This window comes from Nostoc sp. UIC 10607 (assembly GCF_047228265.1).
In the GTDB taxonomy this organism is placed as follows: domain Bacteria; phylum Cyanobacteriota; class Cyanobacteriia; order Cyanobacteriales; family Nostocaceae; genus Nostoc; species Nostoc foliaceum_A.
This window is the reverse complement of the sequence record NZ_JBIQNW010000011.1, coordinates 156,703-171,843: the sequence shown is the minus strand read 5'-3', so window position 1 is coordinate 171,843 and position 15,141 is coordinate 156,703. Positions and strand designations below refer to the sequence as shown.

12 protein-coding genes, 1 tRNA gene and 1 pseudogene are annotated in these 15,141 nt (G+C 41.0%); 7 read left to right on the top strand and 7 right to left on the bottom strand.

Going from position 1 to position 15,141, the window contains the following annotated elements:
* Positions 1-49: 49 nt before the first annotated feature.
* From ACEYW6_RS13500 to ACEYW6_RS13485, 4 genes are read right to left on the bottom strand one after another with little or no spacing between them, the layout of a single operon-like run.
* Complete coding sequence (locus ACEYW6_RS13500; protein WP_190937187.1) at positions 50-385, bottom strand: XisI protein; 336 nt, start codon at positions 383-385, stop codon at positions 50-52.
* Positions 373-789, bottom strand: a complete 417-nt coding sequence (locus ACEYW6_RS13495; protein ID WP_190937186.1) for a XisH family protein — start codon at positions 787-789, stop codon at positions 373-375. The genes ACEYW6_RS13500 and ACEYW6_RS13495 overlap by 13 nt, the downstream gene beginning before the upstream one ends.
* 49 nt (positions 790-838) lie before the next feature.
* Positions 839-2,665: a tetratricopeptide repeat protein gene (locus ACEYW6_RS13490; protein WP_412980077.1), complete on the bottom strand. Its 1,827-nt coding sequence runs from the start codon at positions 2,663-2,665 to the stop codon at positions 839-841.
* A complete protein-coding gene (locus ACEYW6_RS13485) occupies positions 2,655-3,947 on the bottom strand; it encodes an ATP-binding protein (RefSeq protein ID WP_412980076.1) in 1,293 nt (430 codons plus the stop codon). The genes ACEYW6_RS13490 and ACEYW6_RS13485 overlap by 11 nt, the downstream gene beginning before the upstream one ends.
* A 669-nt stretch (positions 3,948-4,616) precedes the next feature.
* Here ACEYW6_RS13485 and ACEYW6_RS13480 point away from each other — a divergent pair.
* Complete coding sequence (locus ACEYW6_RS13480; RefSeq protein ID WP_412980075.1) at positions 4,617-5,141, top strand: hypothetical protein; 525 nt, start codon at positions 4,617-4,619, stop codon at positions 5,139-5,141.
* Between the two features lie 40 nt (positions 5,142-5,181).
* Here the strand turns inward: ACEYW6_RS13480 and ACEYW6_RS13475 are convergent, their stop codons facing one another.
* Positions 5,182-7,488, bottom strand: a complete 2,307-nt coding sequence (locus ACEYW6_RS13475) for an IMS domain-containing protein (protein WP_412980074.1) — start codon at positions 7,486-7,488, stop codon at positions 5,182-5,184.
* Between the two features lie 767 nt (positions 7,489-8,255).
* On the opposite strand from ACEYW6_RS13475, the gene pdhA reads away from it, so the two are divergent.
* The 5 genes from pdhA (at position 8,256) to fba (ending at position 12,586) form a co-directional block, all read left to right on the top strand.
* Complete coding sequence (pdhA, locus tag ACEYW6_RS13470; protein ID WP_289799514.1) at positions 8,256-9,290, top strand: pyruvate dehydrogenase (acetyl-transferring) E1 component subunit alpha; 1,035 nt, start codon at positions 8,256-8,258, stop codon at positions 9,288-9,290.
* Between the two features lie 102 nt (positions 9,291-9,392).
* Complete coding sequence (locus ACEYW6_RS13465; RefSeq protein ID WP_412980073.1) at positions 9,393-10,262, top strand: aldose epimerase; 870 nt, start codon at positions 9,393-9,395, stop codon at positions 10,260-10,262.
* A gap of 61 nt (positions 10,263-10,323) precedes the next feature.
* Positions 10,324-10,395 (top strand) — tRNA-Lys (locus tag ACEYW6_RS13460).
* 105 nt (positions 10,396-10,500) lie between these two features.
* On the top strand, positions 10,501-11,190 hold the full coding sequence (locus ACEYW6_RS13455; protein ID WP_412980072.1) for a Uma2 family endonuclease: 690 nt from the start codon (positions 10,501-10,503) through the stop codon (positions 11,188-11,190).
* A gap of 316 nt (positions 11,191-11,506) precedes the next feature.
* Positions 11,507-12,586 carry a class II fructose-bisphosphate aldolase gene (gene fba, locus ACEYW6_RS13450; RefSeq protein WP_069070843.1) on the top strand — a complete coding sequence of 360 codons (1,080 nt, stop codon included), beginning with the start codon at positions 11,507-11,509 and terminating at the stop codon, positions 12,584-12,586.
* A 201-nt stretch (positions 12,587-12,787) separates the two neighbouring features.
* Here the strand turns inward: fba and ACEYW6_RS13445 are convergent, their stop codons facing one another.
* On the bottom strand, positions 12,788-13,600 hold the full coding sequence (locus tag ACEYW6_RS13445; protein WP_412980071.1) for a carbon-nitrogen hydrolase family protein: 813 nt from the start codon (positions 13,598-13,600) through the stop codon (positions 12,788-12,790).
* Between the two features lie 210 nt (positions 13,601-13,810).
* Between ACEYW6_RS13445 and ACEYW6_RS13440 the strand changes: the two are divergent.
* A pseudogene (locus ACEYW6_RS13440) lies at positions 13,811-14,363 on the top strand (MarC family protein).
* Between the two features lie 148 nt (positions 14,364-14,511).
* On the opposite strand, the gene trxA reads toward ACEYW6_RS13440, so the two are convergent.
* On the bottom strand, positions 14,512-14,835 hold the full coding sequence (gene trxA / locus ACEYW6_RS13435; RefSeq protein WP_190895257.1) for a thioredoxin: 324 nt from the start codon (positions 14,833-14,835) through the stop codon (positions 14,512-14,514).
* Positions 14,836-15,141: the final 306 nt, after the last annotated feature.

Sequence of the window (15,141 nt, the reverse complement as noted above, 5' to 3'; positions counted from 1 at the left end):
GCACCATTTACTATTCATGTATTTATGATCTGAGTTGAAAATATTTACATCACTCGACAGCATAAGAAGTAAATTGGCGTTTAAAAGGAGAATGAAACCCAATCACAATATCAGAATGGGGTACACCTAACTCAACTAATCGTTCAGCAACAGACTCTTCTGTACCGTTATACTGAATCCATATTTTCCCATTTTGAATATCAAAATGCATGACTGGGCCAAACACTCGCTTATCTCCTTGCCAGCCAACATAAGCTAGTTGATAATGGTCATTTTCATTGTCTAAAATTAATTGTGAATTTACTGTATCGGTATTAGATGCTATTTGTTGATGTTCGCTCAATACTTGTTTGATAAGTTGTCGATAGCGTTCTATTTTATCCATAGTCGAATTTCCTCACATTTTGGGTCGTAAACTATCAACTTAACTTGGTAACGATGAAGAGCGCGTTGGACAAAAGAAAGTTGAAAAAAGTCTTGATATGTTTCAATAGGAACCGCTAGGTAAAGCGCTCTGTCTGCTTCTTCTTCTTCAATAGCTTGGCAGTAATTTAGATATTGTCCTAGCGCAGTATGAAATTCACTGATATCTGAATCTGCAATAAAACTCTTAATTTCAACAGCTATTTTCTCTGTGTTACGTTCTGCGGCGATGGCATTTTCAGCAGCTAAGTCTATTTGTAGTTTAATTGCTTCACTAATACGAATTGTAAAAGGATCGTGAGTAATTTTCCACCCATCCTTAATTAATGCTTTTTTAACCTGTTGATGGAAAACATCTTTAGCCATGTTGCTATCTCTAGATTAGGCCAGATTAACCTAAAATAATATTCTTACTCTATGCAATGCTTTCCCCAAAGGGGTTGTCGTTCGCGCAGTGTGTCGTAGACAAGACATCGCACTCTTCATTATTCTGCATTGCTGTGGCAAGTTTTTCTAGATTTTGACGAATAGAGACACTGCGGTGATGATTTACACCCCAGACTCGCTCACAAATATTTAAAGCTTGCAAATAAAGTGGCTCTGCTTCAGCATAACGCCCCGTTGCACGATAAATTTCTGCCAAATTATTGAGACTTTCGGCAACATTGGGATGATTTTCTCCCAATAGGTGCTTATCAAGTTCTAAGGCTTTTATACATAAAGATTCCGCTTCATTGTAGCGTCCTTGCTCCCTGTACATATAACCAAGAGCATAGATAGTATCTGCTAAAAGTGGATGCGCCTTTTGCAATAGACGCTGCTTCAGTTCCAAGGATTCTAAAAACAAAGACTCTGCTTGATCGTAGCGTCCTTGAGCGCGGTATATCAATCCTAAATTGTGCAAATCTGTTGCAACATCGGGATTCTCTTCTCCCAAAAATCGCTTATCTAATTCTATTGCTTGTTGTGACAACGGTTCAGCTTCACTGTAACGTCCTTGATGATAATAAAGTAGCGCTAAATTATTCAGTATAAGAGCGAAAGAAATATGATTTTCACCAACCAAACGTTTTTCAAGTTCTAATGATTGCAGATACAAAGGTTCTGCTTCGTCATAACGTCCTTGTTCATCATATAGTAATGCCAAATTGTTCAAACTGACGGCGACATCCGCATGGTTTTCTCCGCACAGACGTTTCCTCAGTTCCAAAGCCTGTTGGTATAAGAGTTCCGCTTTAGCATATTGTCCAGTAGATTTGTAAAGTCCCGCCAAATTATTCAAGCTAGTAGCAAAAGAAGGATGATTGTCTCCTAGCAGGCGTTTTCTTAGTTCTAAAGCTTGTTTATATAAGGGTTCGGCTTCGCTGTACTGTCCTGTTGCACGATAGATTCCGGCTAAATTGTTGAGGCTATTAGCTAAATCTATCTGCAAACCTAATTCATTTTGTAGCTCACTCGCCTGTCGCCAATATTTAATTGCTAATTCCTGTTCTTCTTGATAATTTTGAGATTCACCCCGATCTAATCTGCTGTGGTAAATATCGCCCAATCTTGAGTATAAAGTAGCCAAGGTGGGGTCTTTAGTTCCCCGCTCTTGTTCTATTTTCTCGATTAACCTTTGTAAATCTTGAATGGGTAAGAAAAAGCGATTAGTTTCATTAGTATCTGTACTAGCTAATTCTGTGTCTCTAAAAACAAAGCGGATATTTTCTAATTCTTTACCAGGAATAGCATTTGTCTTTTGAGATTCAAACCGAAATACACCATTACGCCAACTCCAAAAATCAGGCGCTTTTTTAATCAGGTTAACTAAAATTTGGTTAGTTACCCAAAGCACGATCGCAAACGGAAATTCGCGCAATCCTTCCCTTGTCCACTGTAAGTAACCAAAAAATTTCTCCTGTTCTGATTGCTCATTTCCCAACCTGAGAAAATACAATTGTTCAGCACCCGTGACAGTAATCACCGCTAGGTTCTGCTGACGGAGATATTCTTCTTGTTGTACCAGTTGGTTAAGAGCAGCTTTGAGGCTTGGTTCTTGACGTGCTAAAGTTACTCGATATGCACGAAAAGCGGGTTGTAGTTCAGCTTCATATTGAGCAATAATCTCATCACGAAAGTTAGCATCATCGCAAACTGCAATCAGTAAATTTAATCCCCGTTTTTGAGCTTCAATAGAAACAATTAAATCATCATACGCATCTTGATTTTCTCCTTCATCAAATAATTCTTCATTCAACATTAATGGCTCCCTGTCTTTTCAAGCTTTCGATAATAATTGGATGAACATCATACCAAGTTTCATCAGTGCGATATTCTAGAACATACAGCCCATGTAACAAATCCAAAAACTCTGCTTGTTTGGGATCGTTGGGCATAAATTGCTCATAAACACTCTGCAAAATATCGATATCAGTTTTTCCTAGGCGTATAGAAAAATCATTGCGAATTTTATTGATTGCTTGCAGGAGAATTTTATCATCGATAATAACTTCGGCTGCGGGATTTCGCCGAATCATTCGCAAACAAATGCGGCAACATTCCTTAGAAATCCGAATTAACTCTCGCAATACACCACCACTGTAAATCACAATCTTTTCAGCAGTTTCTGCCGTGATTAATTCACTGGAAATCCGCTTTTGTAAAACTTCACCGAGAATCTTTGTTGCTTCCGGGCGAGGTTGGGCATTAGGGAAGCGATTTTTACCTTTATCAAATATTTTTAAGACAGGCATTGCCACAACTTGATCATTGGTTTCAGTGGCAATTATTGTGCTGATAAATGTTTCTCGAAGGACTGCGATCGGGATAGTGTAAATAATTTGAAAGTTAGGTTGACAAAGAGCTTTAATGTTATCTCGATAAATCTCATTAACTCTGCCTAAGTCAAGTTTATCTAAATCATCAATAATTACTAAAACATTTTGTTTCGTTGCAGCTTGAATTAGAGCAGCAATTTCATTAATTCTGGCAACTAAATCTGATAATTTGCGTTCAAACTCTTGCTTAATCTCATCCCGAACGCTAGCATCAGCTTTTAATTTAGAACTAATCAATTTTAAGAGGTCAAAACCTATACTAGCTTCTGCTTGTAAATTTAATTCTTCAGTGCGAGTGCGGGTAGCAAACCACTTATAAAGAGCCTCTTTAGTAGATTGAGGAATATCAACTCGGCGGGCTTCTGCCTCTGTCATTAAATTAACTGCGATCGCAAACAGTATATTAATATGATTAACAGCCGACATTTCAATTTTGTCAGCAATAGAAAAGAGAACTACAAAATATTTATCTTGAATTTGTCGGCTAAACTCAGCTAACAAAGTAGACTTACCACATCCTCGATGTCCTGTAAAGACAATTTTGCCATCTCCATTAGGACTATCTTCTACTAATTGGTTCAAGTCTGCAATCAAATCATCACCATATTCGACTCTAAATCTTTCCATTTCGTTCCGTTCCATCAACGGAAATAGTTCGAGATTGCTGTATGCTTCTTGAAAGGAGTTTAATAAGCCTTGAGACATTGGATAGTGCCGTAAACGTGTTAACTATTCATATAATGGCTCATGATTTTTGAAGCACAAGTTCAGGCAATGTCTAGGATAGAGTATGCCTACATAACTTCTCAAATTCAGTTAATAAATAACTACTAGGTGAGTGGTATGTTATGTCTTAAAAAGAGATACCCTAATTCCCAAATTTCAACCTATCAATGAGTAACAGAGGTCAATAATCAATAAGGCTGAATGATAGATTATACATGCGATAATTTAGACTGAATGATAGATTATACATATAACATCCTAAAAGCTACTTAACACATAAATAAAATAAAATTTTCAGTTATAAAAATAAATTTTTAGTGTGCTTCGTCTCATCCCCCTCTAGCCGATGCGATGGTAGCTGTTGTTACTATTAGTTAGTAGTCTGTCAAGGAATACTTGACAAGTACATTCTTTGTAGAGACGGCGATTTATCGCGTCTCTCTAACGTGTCAGTCTTTTAAACGCGATTTATTGCGTCTCTACATGAGATAAAGCTTTGTAACTTCTAAAGCTGCTTTTCTCAACAAATTTCAGCAAATATACCCGCATTTATCTAGTTGGCTAATGCCATCCAATGCTTTTATAATTCTGTAACTTCAGCCTCAAAAAAGACGTCCGGTTTGAAACTCTAGTACCAGAGCAAATGTTGTGCTTAACAAAAAAAATCTAGTACAGAAACTTCTGAGTATTTTGGAATTTTTATTACCAATAACGCCAGGATATTTTTCCCCTAAATATTCTGTAAACCTTGGTATACGGATTACTAATAACACCTCAAACCCCCTGAGATTTAGCTTTTATTTCACCTTATTTCCAGAACTAGTGAATGCATACGGTCGGATTCCATTCGAGGGTGGTTGGATTAGCCTTTTATCATCTTTAGAATCTGATTACCTTTTGGCCATACCAGGAAAGAGTTTGACATTCTTTCCTGATATCGAAATATTTTGGATTTGGGGTAATCGATTTGGACTTAGCATCACCAGTGGAGATAGTGGTACATGGTTTTTTCAACCTCTCAAGCCAGGTAATTATCAGTTCCGATTTATCTATAACGAAAATGAAAAGGAAACAACGTACAGTTCTGTGAGTAGAGCTATAAACTTAATAGAAGGCATTTGGACGGGTGAAGTATTAACTCCGTTTGTGGAGTTACATTTAGCCCACCTTTGAAGTAAAGCTTTGTCGCAGATCATTGTCTAAAAATTCCAATTTATCTGATTATCTGATTCACAACAGATGTACTCTGAATACGCCATTTACCTCGTTCTCGAATCAAATCATACCGAACTCGCAAATTATCATTAGAAGAGTTTTTAAACTGACCATTTTCATATAACTGGGTCGCTTCTCTAACCGTAGCTTCCACTGCGGCACGATCTGCAAATAAATCAATTCTCTCTACAGATTCGACCTTCAGGCTATGCTCATACTTGCGGTAGCGATTGTCTAACCTATTCTGTTGAGCAATCAGCCTCCATTGAGATAAAGCTGAACCAGTTAAAATCTGCTCTAAATTATTAATTTCATGATTCGGCCCTAAAGCTGCGGCTTTGGTAGATAACCAAGTCCGAATAACTTCCTCTGCCGTTGCACTTGTTAAAGGGCCTTCTGCTGATTGTGGGTTAATATTTGGATCGGGAATAGGTATTGGTGGTTGATTTATTTGTACAAACAACTCTGAACTACGCACATCTTTTGTAGGAAAAAACAGATTTTTTAACCATCCAAAAGTTGTTGTGGCTAACACCCAGAAAACTAATATACTCACTAAAGAAATAAACACTCTCCACACCAGCCGTGTTTTTCCTTCTATGGTGTTCGCAAAAGTTCGCCGCCGCCGAGGACGACGAGAATGAGGACGATTGTCTGGTAAACGTTCTCGGTTTGCAGATGGAGTAGGTTTTCTCCGCCTACGCTTTTGGTTATAACCGGGTGCAGTACTTTTAGCTGAACCGTTCAAATGCTGATTAGTGCCTCTGCTCATCCGTTCGGCAGTAGGAACCTCTGATTTTACACTCCCAGATGAATTCCACATGGGTAGTGAGAAGTTTGAATATTCGGGTGTTCCTTTTGTTGGTGTTTCTGGCAAATCTGGGTCAGGGGTTCTGCTATGATTAAATTGCGCTGAAGTTTTAGTTGAATTGTTGTGAAAATTGGACTTATTTGTTTGGGCCTGGGGAAAATATTGGGGGTTAATTACAGCCCATTCATTAGTTGTTTCTGCATCAGTTGGCAGTGCTTCTAAATAAGCTTGCACCTGTTGATTAGCAAAGTAATCTTTTAGGAAAGCTTGCTGGTTTGCTAAATCTCGAAAATGGGGAAATACTTCGTGTTGCAACCACTGTTCTGCATATAGACACAACCCCGGTAACAAATCTGGAGAGTCTTGAGATTTTTCCCGAATAAAAGCTAAAGCTTCGTATTCCTGACTAAGTTCTAAAACACGAGTTGCTTCTTCAGTTTGTCCCAAAAGTAACGCACATAGAGACTGTTCTAAATGTACATCTTGGCGTTTGCCCAGACGCATGAGCATTTGTCTTGCTTGACGAATTAAAGCAGGTTGTCGTTGAGCAAATCCCCGCGCTATCAAAGCATAAACAGCTAAATAAGTTGCAACAGCAGAATTGCGTTTGCTTTGGGCTTCAAATAACTTGTGCTGCTCTGCGACTGTTAAGTGGTTGCGTAACTGCTGGATAAATCGCAGAAAGTCATCTATGTTTAAACCAGAGTCATCATTGTTCGTGCCATCAATCCCGCCACGATCTTCTAAGAGGTTTTGTAATAATTCCAAACCTTGCTGTCGTTCGGCAGTTTTTTCTTGAGGTAGTGCCAGCAACTCCAAAATTCGATATGGTCGCAACTTGTAAAGATCAGCCTGAATTTCTGCCTGTACACTAGAAAACAAGCCTTCGCGTACTAGCAGTTCTTGACCAGTTTCTAGGGATATGGCGGCATTTTCATAGTGACCTTGCTGCCACTGTTCCCGACCTAATTCTAGACAAGCAAGGGCAACAGTCAGAACAACATCTGGATGTTCAGCGCTTTCATAAATTTCTTCGTCTGCTAGATTATTGCCCTTTCTTGCACTTGTAGCACTATTTTTATTTACCAGGTAAGGACGACCTAGTTTCAATACAAGTTCGTATTCTCCCAACTCTTGCAAAATTAACAAAGCGCCAACTAATTCGTCTTGGCTAATTTCGATGCCCAGACTCTGGGTGTCAATACCCCTTTTGGTGCTTTCTGGACGATTTTCCAGTGCTACTGCGGCAGCAGCAAGGTTATCTGGGTCATAGGCGTGGGCAAGATAGAGATGATCGTAGGTACTGCGTTGTTTTGGATCTGATAAAACCACGTAAGCTTCTTCTATGAGTTGTTTACGAGAAGAAATTGCTGCCTGAGAATACTCACGTCGAGGCAATTGTACAATGCGATCGCTGTATGCCTGTCGCAATTGTTCATCACTTGCCGCTAACGGTAGTCCTAAAATTCGGTAGTAATCTAGCGGAATTCGCACAGCCTACTTCCCCTGCACCGTGATCAACATAATTCACCTAGAGCTTTCCAGGCCTGTAAAACCGTGCCATAAAAATGCCGTGTAGAATTTACTCTACAAGTGTATATTGCAACAACTTGTTTTGTAACTTCCCGAAATTTTGAGTCACATTCTAGTACTAATTTTTTGCTTTCGCCTAGAAAGCCTCAATTTTTTGTCTTAATTCTTAGTATTTATGTTTAACACAACTATTATCAGCCTTCGATAGCACAAACCACAACTACCGCTTTTAATCACGGCATAATTGTTGTGGTTGCAAGAATCTATTGATGATTGATTTTTTCGGCACTTTCCCACTAGGAGGTTACTAAAATACCACTATTGGGAGTTGACCCTGATAACTGGAGAAAAGAATCATATCATAATTAACCTTTAATTACAATTACCTATTTGGGTATATAGATTTTTGCGCCCTTTTTTTTAAATTGTTAATGGATATGCAGAAAGCAGTCTATCTTGATTGCTAGTCTATGAAGGGGAATAGTGAGAGAGAAAACCCAAAGCGACAAGTCTATTGTCGTTAGAGTCAAATCCTCACAGGGCATGGGCTGAAAAGTTAAAAATCAAAAATTAAAAATTCAGCTATTCCCTCAGACCCTTTTTTGGTGCATAAATAAAGTTTGATTGTTGAGTCTTGCAAACGCTAGCCTGTTAAAAGCTGAGGCGTTATCAGACCAACTTATTTAAGACCGTAACTTTAAGTTGTACAACAGGGATACTCAAAAATAATGGTTCAAGAGCGTACTTTACCCACTTTTAATCCTGCTACTACGCACATTACCAAGGAAGAAGGGTTACGGTTGTATGAGGATATGGTATTAGGGCGCTTGTTTGAAGACAAGTGCGCTGAAATGTACTACAGAGGCAAAATGTTTGGTTTTGTCCATTTGTACAATGGTCAAGAAGCCGTTTGCAGTGGTGTTGTGCAGTCAATGCGACCGGGTGAAGATTACGTTTGTAGTACTTACCGCGACCACGTTCATGCCTTGAGTGCGGGAGTACCAGCAAGAGAGGTAATGGCAGAATTATTTGGCAAAGCCACAGGTTGCAGCAAAGGGCGCGGTGGTTCCATGCACATGTTTTCAGCGGAACATCGCTTGCTGGGTGGCTATGCTTTTGTGGCTGAGGGAATTCCTGTAGCGGCTGGAGCGGCTTTTCAAAGCAAATACCGCCGCGAAGTGTTGGGAGATAAAAATGCTGACCAAGTTACAGCTTGCTTTTTTGGCGACGGTGCAGCTAACAACGGTCAGTTTTTCGAGACGCTAAATATGGCAGCCCTATGGAAACTACCAATTCTTTTTGTAGTCGAAAATAATAAGTGGGCCATTGGTATGTCTCACGAAAGAGCCACTTCCCAGCCAGAGATTTATAAAAAAGCCAGTGTATTTAACATGGTGGGCGTGGAAGTAGATGGTATGGATGTACTAGCAGTCCGAGCTGTGGCCCAAGAAGCTGTAGCCCGTGCTCGTGCAGGTGAAGGGCCAACATTAATTGAGGCGCTTACCTACCGCTTCCGGGGTCATTCCTTGGCTGACCCAGATGAAATGCGAAGCAAAGCTGAGAAAGAATTTTGGTTCGCCCGTGACCCAATTAAAAAGTTGGCAGCTTATTTGGTGGAGCAAAATCTGGCGGATGAGGGAGAAATCAAAGCCATTGACCGTAAAATTCAGGATGTAATCGACGATGCAGTTAAGTTCGCCGAAAGCAGCCCTGAACCAGACCCCAGCGAGTTATATCGTTTCGTGTTTGCAGAAGACGAGTAACAAAGTTAGGAGTTAGGAGTTAGGAGGTAGAAGTTAGGAATTGTTAACTTCTAACTTACAACTTCTAACTCCTAACTATCCCTATACCCAGGACTAAAATTTGTGTTTAGCATTGCAGTTCAACAGCAACAGTACAAGACCTATATTCTTTCTGACGAAGGCGCTGGTTCTCAATTGGAAGTGGTACCCGAACGTGGTGGTATCATCACCCGTTGGCGCATTCAAGGGCAAGAAATTTTCTACCTGGACACTGAACGCTTTACTCATCCTGAGTTGAGTGTCAGAGGTGGGAATCCAATTTTGTTTCCTATTTGTGGCAATTTACCAGATAATACTTACACTCACAATGGGCAAAAATATACTCTCAAACAACACGGTTTTGCCCGTGAATTGCCCTGGAAAGCAACAGAACAGGAAACTGGAGATAAAGCTAGTCTCACTGTTGTTCTTGATAGCAATGAGCAAACTAAGGCAGTTTATCCTTTTGATTTTCAACTGGCTTTCATCTACGAACTTCAAGGTAATACCCTAGAAGTCCGCCAGCAGTATAAAAACTTGTCATCCACACCAATGCCCTTTTCGGCTGGTTTCCATCCCTACTTTTTATGTGGTGATAAAAGTCAGCTAGAGGTTGAAATTCCTTCAAAGCAGTATCAAGACAATCAAACTAAGGAATTTCACTCTTTTGATGGCAATTTTGACTTTAGCCGTGATGAAATTGATTTTGCCTTTGGACAGCTAACGAGTAAATCAGCCACTGCGATAGATCGTAGCCGGAAGTTAAAACTCACCTTGGATTATGATGATTTCTCTACCTACCTGGTATTTTGGACAGTCAAAGGCAAAGAGTTCTACTGTCTAGAACCGTGGAGTGCCACCCGTAACTCTCTTAATACTGGTGATAACCTGACTGTGTTAGCACCAGGAGCTAGCCATACAGCATCTATAAGGTTGACTGCCAATTTTTTCTAAACCCCTTTACAAATCTACAGATGTCTGTGCTATGATGGCAAAGTTGCGAAATGCAGCGAAAGGGTCGCTAACTCAACGGTAGAGTACTCGGCTTTTAACCGATTAGTTCCGGGTTCGAATCCCGGGCGACCCATAAAATTAACATAATATTATTAGATTAAAAGAAGGCGATCGCAGCATCCAAGAAATTTCTGCAATTCGGTAGGATAGGCATAGACTAATCCCAAACACCATTGTCATGGTAAAAACAATTCCACAGCATTGGACAATTCCCCTTCTGGAAAATGGCGACAAACTCAGCCTTTATGAATTTGAGCGTCGCTACAACGCGATGCCTAACTTGAAAAAAGCGGAATTGATTGAGGGAATTGTCTACATGCCTGCTGCTTTGCGTTTTAGAAGTCATGGTCAACCGCATGGTTGGATTATTGGTTGGTTGGTTAGCTACGAAGCCGCGACACCTGGTGTAGCTTTGGGAGTAGAACCCACTGTGCGCCTAGACTTAGATAACGAACCCCAACCAGATGCTGTACTTCTGATCAAACCAAAAGCAGGTGGTCAAGCAAGGCTGAGTGAAGATGATTATATTGAAGGCGCACCAGAGTTAATTGTCGAAATTGCTGCTAGTAGTGTCGCCATCGACCTCCATGCTAAAAAACAAGCCTATCGTCGCAATGGAGTCAAAGAATATATCGTCTGGCAAGTACTCGATCAGAAATTGACCTGGTTCTATTTGGAACAGGGTGAGTATTTAGAGTTGGCTACTGATAGTAACGGTATTCTGCGAAGTCAAGTTTTTCCAGGGTTGTGGTTAGGGGTTGCAGAGTTATTAGCCGGGAATATGCAGTCTGTATTGACAGTTTTACAAACAGGCTTGCAATCTCCTGAACACGCAGCATTTGTCCAGATACTAGAGCCTTTTGCCTAATGCGATCGCTTGTAGATTTGCCAAAATAGTTAGGAGTGCGATCGCTTTCAAATGACCATTTTGGATAGTGGGCTACCAGAGCTACGAACTGTAGGGTAACTAAATGTACAGCAACACAGAGCAAGCATGGGGCATAGTACAGCAGTAGAGAGCAAGTATAGAACATATTTATAGTAACTATGGCGTAAACTTTTTCAACATAGGCACACGACACTAGTTATAATTTCCTATAAGTTGAAAAAACTCTTAAGATTTAGCGTAATAATTACGCTTCTCTCAGACCGACTAGCTGACAACCACATTAGGAGGACTATCTATGGCGCTTGTACCACTGCGGCTACTGTTGGATCACGCAGCTGAAAACGGTTATGGCATCCCAGCTTTCAACGTTAACAATTTGGAGCAGATTCAGGCGATCTTGAAGGCTGCTGTCGAGACAGATAGCCCCGTAATTTTACAAGCTTCACGCGGCGCTCGTAATTATGCAGGAGAAAACTTCCTCCGCCACCTGATTTTGGCAGCGGTAGAAACCTATCCTCACATTCCCATTGTCATGCACCAAGATCATGGTAATGCGCCTGCTACCTGCTACTCAGCAATCAAGAACAACTTCACCAGCGTGATGATGGATGGTTCTTTAGAAGCTGATGCGAAGACCCCCGCGAGCTTTGAGTACAACGTTAATGTTACCCGCGAAGTTGTAAATGTAGCTCATGCTTTGGGTGTCAGCGTTGAAGGTGAACTCGGTTGTTTGGGTTCTCTAGAAACTGGTGCTGGTGAAGCTGAAGATGGTCACGGCTTTGAAGGTACACTCGACCATTCACAACTGCTAACCGATCCCGATGAAGCTGTTGAGTTTGTAGAAGCAACCCAAGTAGATGCTTTGGCTGTTGCCATTGGCACAAGCCACGGTGCTTACAAGTTTACCCGCAAACCGACTGGGGAAATTTTGGCAATCAGCCGCATTGAAGAAATTCACCGCCGTTTGCCTAACACCCACTTGGTAATGCATGGTTCATCTTCTGTACCAGAAGATTTACTGGCGCTAATTAACCAGTATGGTGGTGCAATTCCTGAAACCTACGGTGTACCTGTAGAAGAAATCCAAAAAGGTATTAAGAGTGGTGTACGTAAAGTAAATATCGACACCGACAACCGTTTGGCTATTACTGCTGCTGTACGTGAAGCTTTGGCTAAAAAACCAGAGGAGTTTGACCCCCGTCACTTCCTCAAGCCTTCCATTACATATATGCAGAAGGTTTGTGCTGAACGCTATCAGCAATTTGGCACAGCTGGCAATGCAAGCAAGATCAAGCAAATTTCTTTGGAAGATTTTGCTGCTAAGTATGCTAAAGGTGAACTCAACGTTGTTACTAAAGCAGCTGCTAAAGTTTAATTCTCACAACAAATAAATAGGGGCATAGCAGGACTATGCTCCTAAAAAACTGAGGATTTGAATGTTGTCAGAAACCGGGTGTTTACCCGGTTTTTTGTTTTATTTATAAGAACTGGGTATTGAAAAGAGGGGGAGGGTACGGGGAGCAGAAGGGAAAACTCTTCCCCCTTGCTCCCTGCTCCCTTGCTTCTTAACCAGTGCCTAGAACACCCGATGTTGTAAAGAGGGCATTTGACGGCGGACTTGTTCGAGCCGAGTGGGCTTGATTTCTGCGATCGCAATTCCTGGTTTTTCCCCAGCATCGGCTAAAATTACACCCCAAGGGTCAATAATGACGGCGTGGCCGTGAGTTAGACGACGACCGTAGTTATTGCCTGTTTGGGCAGGAGCAATGACGTAAGCGGTATTTTCGATGGCTCTGGCTTGTAGTAGTACTTGCCAGTGGTCTTTGCCAGTAAAGGCGGTAAAGGCGGCGGGAATAAAGATAATATCAGCTCCCTTATCTGCCAGATGACGATACAACTCAGGGAAGCGGACATCATAACAAATAGAAAGCCCTAAGTTACCGAGTTTTTCTGAGAAATATACGGGGGGTAGTTGTGTACCAGCTACAACCGTGCTGGATTCACGATAGGTGTTGCCGTCGGGAACGTTAACATCAAATAAATGTACTTTGTAGTAGCGGGCAAGCTCTTGACCGCTGGGATCGATAAGTAGAGTGGTGTTATAAACTTTGCCTGTATTGTCTACCGGAACTGGAAAGCTGCCGCCCAAGATCGTAATTTGAAAGCGTTGAGCCATTTTTTTGAGAAATTTTTCACTTTCAAGAGCGATCGCATCGCCTTGCGCGAGTTTGTCTTTTTCTTCTCCCATATAGGAAAAGTTTTCTGGCAAACCTACCAATTCAGCACCTTGACGCACGGCAAGCTCTATTAATTCTTCTGCCTGTGCCAAATTTTTGTGTAGATCGGGCACACTGGTCAATTGAATAGCGGCGGCTAAATAAGACTTCATAGATTCAACAACGAACAGTTGATTTATGGAAGATAGATTATCAAAATATATCGCTACTTCAACATCTGTGGAACTTAATTGGAAATGCCTCAGCGTTGCTTTGCTTTAACAGACTTGTTTTATTACTGATCTTAATCTTCCTCTGGGTTATAGCAAACTGAGCAAGACAAGGATTAGGTTGTGATCAAACCCTGATAAAAGCTGTCTGCTGTGGATATTTCTATTCTTATTCAAACATTTATCGCTGTGTTTGTCTTGGCGGATGCTGTGAACCAAAGAAACAAAGTCATAGATAAAGCAATTATCGTTGCGATCGCAGTTCTTTTGCTATTTGCCTTTGCAGGGCAAGTAATTTTAAATTATTTGGAAATCAGTATCGGCTCTTTGCGAGTAGCAGGAGGACTATTGTTGCTGTTAATTGCTTTGCAAATGCTGCAAGGAAAATTAGATCAGCCAATTATTGAGGAAGGACGCGATGTTGCAATTACTCCACTAGCTTTACCACTGCTAGCGGGGCCAGGAACTTTGACGACGGTAATGTTACTGATGTCGAAATCACAGAGTCCGCATATTGATTGCTGTTGTGGTGGGTATATTAGGGTCGATGTTTATCACTTGGTTAATTTTGCGTTTGGCAAATCTGATTGACCAGTGGATTGGTACAGAAGGTGAAGTGATTGTGACTCAGCTTTTGGGTTTTCTGTTGGCGGCCCTAGCGGTGGAAATTGGTAGTGCAGGAATAAGGGAGTTGTTTTTGAGGTAGAAAACTCCTAAAAATATTCGGAAACTGTATACAAATGTAAACAAGTTTGAGAGACGAGAAATTCGCGCCTCTCAAACTTGTTTATAAAAATTAACCTAAAGTTAGAACAAGATGGATAACTCAAGAGGAGTTTATTGCCGATTGAGTTTCAAAGATACTTTTCGAGAGTGGAAGCTAATGTAGTTTTAGGCACAGCGCCGACTACCATATCCACTTTTTGTCCATCCTTAAAAATCATTAATGTGGGAATGCTACGGATACCGTACTGACTGGCAACATTAGGATTTTCATCCGTGTTGACTTTGACGACCTTAATTTGACCTTTGTACTGTTCGGAGATTTCATCGACAACAGGAGCTACCATACGGCATGGTCCGCACCAGGGTGCCCAAAAGTCAACTAAAACGGGTACATCGCTGTCGAGTACTTCTTGCTTGAAACTAGAATCGGTAACTTGTGCGGCTGTTGACATGCCTAAAACCTTCGCCAATAATATCTGAACTTGGTGAAAATTCTACCATAGCAAAAACCTCAGCTTGGAAGTGCGAGGATGTACATTTGCAAAGAAGCTCTAGAATTTATTTATAAACATAAGGAACCGCCCGAACAGTAGTCCGGGCGGAGTGTGGTGTGAGGAGTGAACGGAAACATTTGTCTCCGCTATCTCTATTGTAGGCGACATATCCAATTTTTCCAGCAATTGTTTAGGGGGCTGGAAAAATTTATTGAAGAATTGGGGAGTGGGGAGTGGGGAGTTGGGAGTGGGGAGTGGGGGATG